This window comes from Halochromatium sp. NSM3, assembly GCF_059621085.1.
Window position 1 is genome coordinate 1 of the sequence record NZ_JCAQIA010000072.1, and the last position, 4,546, is coordinate 4,546.

Here is a 4,546-nt window from a genome sequence, read left to right on the forward strand (position 1 = left end):
AAACTCTTGGCGCAAGCGGCAGCCCGTTCTCGACGGTCACCTTAAAAGGGCTGATGGTTTAGTGGTAAAAAGGCAACGCATTGATCATGGCTTAGTGCGATTCAAAGTGTATCGTCCAAATAATGATAAAACAGCAGTGGAGGAGTGTGAAACCTTAGAATGCACACAGGATGACTTTGTTGCTTTTCTACAAACTGGCATAGTCCGTACAAGAGAAAATAAGCTCTTGAATCTATTCACAGAAAATGCCTAAGAATCAATTAAAGGGGCCTGGTTGGAATTGTTTTCCAGGCAAAGAATCAGCGCAGAATCAATCGCCTAACGATTGCCTCCAGTCCGACCGCTCGCTTCGCTCGCGGCGGCTGAGGCTGGCGTTAGCATTCTTGCAGTACCAATGAACGGAGAAGTTATGACTTTTATTAAGGAAGCCCCTAAAAATATTGATGAGCTAGTGAAGGATGCCAATCGAAAGCATTCTTGGAAAACGCGGCTGTCCGCTCTGAATGAGTTGCGAAAGTATGATTGCCCGCAATCACGAGATGTAATAATCAGACTCGCTCTGCACGATAAAGTGTACAAAGTGAAAGAAGAGGCATTTCGTGCTGCCCAAGCTTTGGGATTAACCAAAAATGGAAAGCCGATTCGGTTAGGCAAGAAAGATATCGGTTACAAGCCGTCTGACTTCACAAAGCTATTCCAAAGAATTAAGCGTGATAAAAAAATGGACGAGTTTGATCTTGCGGTTTTCAAGGAAACCTTCGAGATCTTGAATCCGGAAATGCTGGATGTGATGTCTTTTGAAAAAGGTAGCAAGCTGGATGCTTGGATTGAAAACACGTTCAATGGGCTGCCTAAAAAATAGGTATTCAATGCTAACAAGGCCAGGCACGGCGACGTCTTTTTCGTTGCGGCTTCGCCTTCACTACAAAGCCGCGCGTGCTGGCGGCGTTGGGCAGCATCACCAGACCCGCTCATTCGCCGTTTGAGCCGCGTTCAATGCCAAGGTGTGAGCCCGGCCGTTGGATGACCGGCGCCAGTAACCAAGGGTACAATATGCCGCATGTCTGAAAATTCTCCAGAACAATACCGTGTCCTCTCACTCTTTTGCGGCGGAATGGGCCTTGACATAGGCATTGAGCGCACCGGTCGCTTTCGAACTGTAGTTTGTATCGAGAAGGAGCCGGCCTTCTGCGAAACAATACGGAAGAACCGAGATGCTGGAAGGCTTCCGAGGGACTTGCGTGTCTTAGAAGCCGATTTGTCCAAGCTCGATCCGGCGGCTGCGTTCGACGAGTTAGGGATTGATCCCACCTCCATAGATGTCGTAGTCGGTGGTCCGCCGTGCCAGTCTTTCAGTACTGCTGGGAGACGAGGAACTACGCAAGATCCGCGTGGTACCCTCCTATGGGATTTTCTTCGATTTATCTCTTTTGTCGAGCCAAAAATTTTCCTTATGGAGAACGTAAGGGGGCTTCTTTCGGCTGCTCTGAGGCATCGGCCAATTGCAGAAAGACCGGAAAAGGGCGGCGCGCCACTGTCCGAGGAGGAGGAGGCAGGGTCAGTTGTGCGCCTATTTGCCAAAGACCTTTCGGTTATCAATGGCGGTTATCATTTAGATATCTTTGAGGTAAATGCCGTAAATTATGGGGCGCCTCAGTTACGTGAGCGTGCGCTGTTTATTGGCAATAAATTCGGCAAGCTTGTTGAGTTTCCGTCACCTACTCACGGACCCAGCCATAACACAGAGGCGCAACGGAGCCTGTTCGAAGAGCCCCGCCTTCTACCTTGGCGCACTCTGGGTGATGCGCTAAGTGGCTTAGATGACCTTAATCCACAGATTATGGACTTTAGCCCTCGGAAGAAAGGTTTCCTTTCAATGGTGCCTGAGGGGTCTAACTGGCGGAGCCTTCCTGAAAACGTGCAAAAGGAGTCTATGGGGCGGGCGTGGCACGCTAAGGGTGGGAGGTCAGGATGGTGGCGTCGCTTGACTTTGGATCTTCCTTGTCCGACGTTGGTAACAATGCCGAACCATGCGAGTACATCTCTCTGCCACCCTATAGAGACGCGCGCATTGTCGATTAGGGAGTACGCGCGCATTCAAGAATTTCCGGATGATTGGCAGTTCTGCGGCACGTTGTCACAGCAATATGCGCAGGTTGGTAATGCCGTACCAACTAGGCTTGGCCACGTTGCGGGCGATGTAATCGCCAAGGAGCTTGATAAGATTCGTGTGCAAGGAGAGCCCGCAGAGGCAATTGGCTCTTTTGAGCCGCGAATCGTCTACCTACAGTCGCATGTGCGAACTCGCCAGTGGTTCAAGGGAGGGGAAACACTTGTTTGGGAGAACGGCGACGGAAACGAGAAAGTCAGATACGCTGAGCCCAAGACGTTGCGAAAGTTGAGGAGCGTTTAGAAAATGGCCCGAGGTCATGCTGGCCTACCCAAGGCGCAAAAACGAACACTATCCCGCCAGTTGCTTCTGCGACAGCTACTACAAATCGACAATGAAGAGGCACGCCGATCACGAGTGTTGCGGCTTGAGAACTCTTTTCGAGTCAAGATCGAAACGCATATATTGTCTCTCCCAGCTCAGGATGCGATTTTTCAGAAGTTTAATACTAGCCCCTATGTGCTCTTAATTCACGCACGTCAGAGAAATTACTCCAAGGTTAGCGAGATTGAGGCGGATATTCTTCCGGCAAAGCAGTTTTCCTCGATGGAAACCTCTGCTGGAAGAATGGTTGAGGAAGTCGTATTGCCCGAGTACGGATGGGAGTGTGTGGCTAGCGAGATGCATTCATCGAACTCGGCGTTAGATGGAAAACGAATTGACTCAGATGTGTATCACCTCGCTACTCTGAAGAGTGGGCCGCGATGCCTTAATGATGAGATGAGCGAAAATTTTGCGGATGCAGTTCTGGGAAATTATGAGTCATGGGCTGAGGAGTCTGGTTGTAGGCGAATCGATTTTACCTATGGGGTGCTGTACGGGACAGAGAAGCTTTCAAGCAAGAAGGACTGGCACATCCTACGAAACATTAGGCAAAAGTCAGGAACGGCCTTAACGACTTCTCCAGATCAGCAATGGACGTGCCAATTTGTAGATAAGGGAATCACCGTTGACGTGACGGTGCGAATTGGCCTGGATTGGTGGCAGCATCTCGGCGGAGAACTATGCTTTATAGAGGTATTTGCCGCACTCATTCGGGCGTGCGTGAATGTTGGAATGCCAGATTCAAACGCTTATGAATACACCATCCGCGATCTGAACGAAATTGTATCGATATACGGCGTTCGTGAGGAATATAACGTTTCATTGCTACAGCGAAGTCAGCTTCCTTGGCTGTTTCTGATGGCAAGGCATTTCTGTGATGAACTCGTAGATTGAAGGCTGTGCCCAACGAGGGCATCCAGCCGACGCCGCGAATAGCGGCGCGGCTGATGCTTGCGTTAGCAGACACAGAAAACCTGGAGCGGAAATAATTGAAACGCAGAGTTTATGTTGAAACTTCTGTCATTAGTTATTTGGCTGCATGGCCGAGCAAAACTATTATCGGCGCTGCTCACCAACAAATAACATCAGCATGGTGGGATCAGCGAAGTGAGTATGACTTGTTCGTGTCAGAGTTGGTATTAAGGGAATGCGCTGCTGGCGACCCTAACGCAGCTCAAAGGCGTTTGGGAATAGTCGAAAGCATTCCGCTTTTAGTTGCAACAGAGGAGTCATATAGACTTGCGGAGACCATTCTGCGAAAAGGAATAATTCCAGCGAAGGCAGCAGAGGATAGTTTGCATATCGCGATTGCAATAAGTCACGCGGTCGATTATTTGTTGACATGGAATTGCAAGCACATCGCAAACCCAGAACTGCAAAGAAAGATCATGGATTATCTCAGCGAGCAAGGACAGTTTTTACCGTTCATTTGTACGCCAGAAGAACTCCTAGGAGAAGAAAATGGCAATTGATGAAATCATAGATGAAGTCAGAGCTAACAGAGATGCTCATGCCGCAAAGTTTAACTACGATTTGCGCGCAATTTATGAAGATTTGAAGAGATCTGAAACAGAGCGTATTAATATGGGGCGCCCCTTTGTTGAGCCACCGGAAGAACATGAATATGCTAACAAGTCGCTTCACCGGATCACTGCTCCGCTATCGCTCCGCAGTGGTCTGTGAGCTTGGTCGTTAGGGCGCGAAAATAGAGTCAAGACAATATGCCCGAGATCACACGTTTTTACGGAATCATCATTAAGCTCTTCTTTGGCGATCATCCGCCACCACATTTTCATGCGGTGTATGGAGAGCATAATGCTATTTTTAACATGGAAACATTGGAAATGATTGAGGGCGATCTCCCTTCAAGAGCACGGAAGCTAATAGTCGAGTGGGCCAACTTGTATCAATCCGATCTTAAAGAAATGTGGAAATCACAGGAATTTAAGAAACTGCCGCCGCTGCAATAGCCATGGATATCCCAAAAGTTCAAAGCGCGATACCTCAAGGAGGACATTTCCTTATCGTATTTTTCTCGAATGGAAAAAAGAA

7 protein-coding genes are annotated in these 4,546 nt (G+C 48.6%); all 7 read left to right on the forward strand.

Annotated features, from left to right (window positions below):
- On the forward strand, window positions 1-253 hold a 253-nt coding region (locus AC54T3_RS17105; protein WP_496626521.1), incomplete at its 5' end, for a hypothetical protein.
- A gap of 156 nt (window positions 254-409) precedes the next feature.
- Window positions 410-862, forward strand: coding sequence for a hypothetical protein (locus AC54T3_RS17110; protein ID WP_496626522.1), 453 nt, complete (start codon window positions 410-412; stop codon window positions 860-862).
- 198 nt (window positions 863-1,060) lie between these two features.
- Complete coding sequence (locus tag AC54T3_RS17115; protein ID WP_496626523.1) at window positions 1,061-2,413, forward strand: DNA cytosine methyltransferase; 1,353 nt, start codon at window positions 1,061-1,063, stop codon at window positions 2,411-2,413.
- 3 nt (window positions 2,414-2,416) lie between these two features.
- Window positions 2,417-3,388, forward strand: a complete 972-nt coding sequence (locus tag AC54T3_RS17120; RefSeq protein WP_496626524.1) for a hypothetical protein — start codon at window positions 2,417-2,419, stop codon at window positions 3,386-3,388.
- Between the two features lie 95 nt (window positions 3,389-3,483).
- A complete protein-coding gene (locus AC54T3_RS17125) occupies window positions 3,484-3,966 on the forward strand; it encodes a type II toxin-antitoxin system VapC family toxin (RefSeq protein WP_496626525.1) in 483 nt (160 codons plus the stop codon).
- Entirely contained in the window at window positions 3,956-4,177 is a 222-nt protein-coding gene (locus AC54T3_RS17130; protein ID WP_496626526.1) for a hypothetical protein, read from the forward strand. The genes AC54T3_RS17125 and AC54T3_RS17130 overlap by 11 nt, the downstream gene beginning before the upstream one ends.
- 38 nt (window positions 4,178-4,215) lie before the next feature.
- Window positions 4,216-4,464: a DUF4160 domain-containing protein gene (locus AC54T3_RS17135; RefSeq protein WP_496626527.1), complete on the forward strand. Its 249-nt coding sequence runs from the start codon at window positions 4,216-4,218 to the stop codon at window positions 4,462-4,464.
- Window positions 4,465-4,546 lie beyond the last annotated feature (82 nt).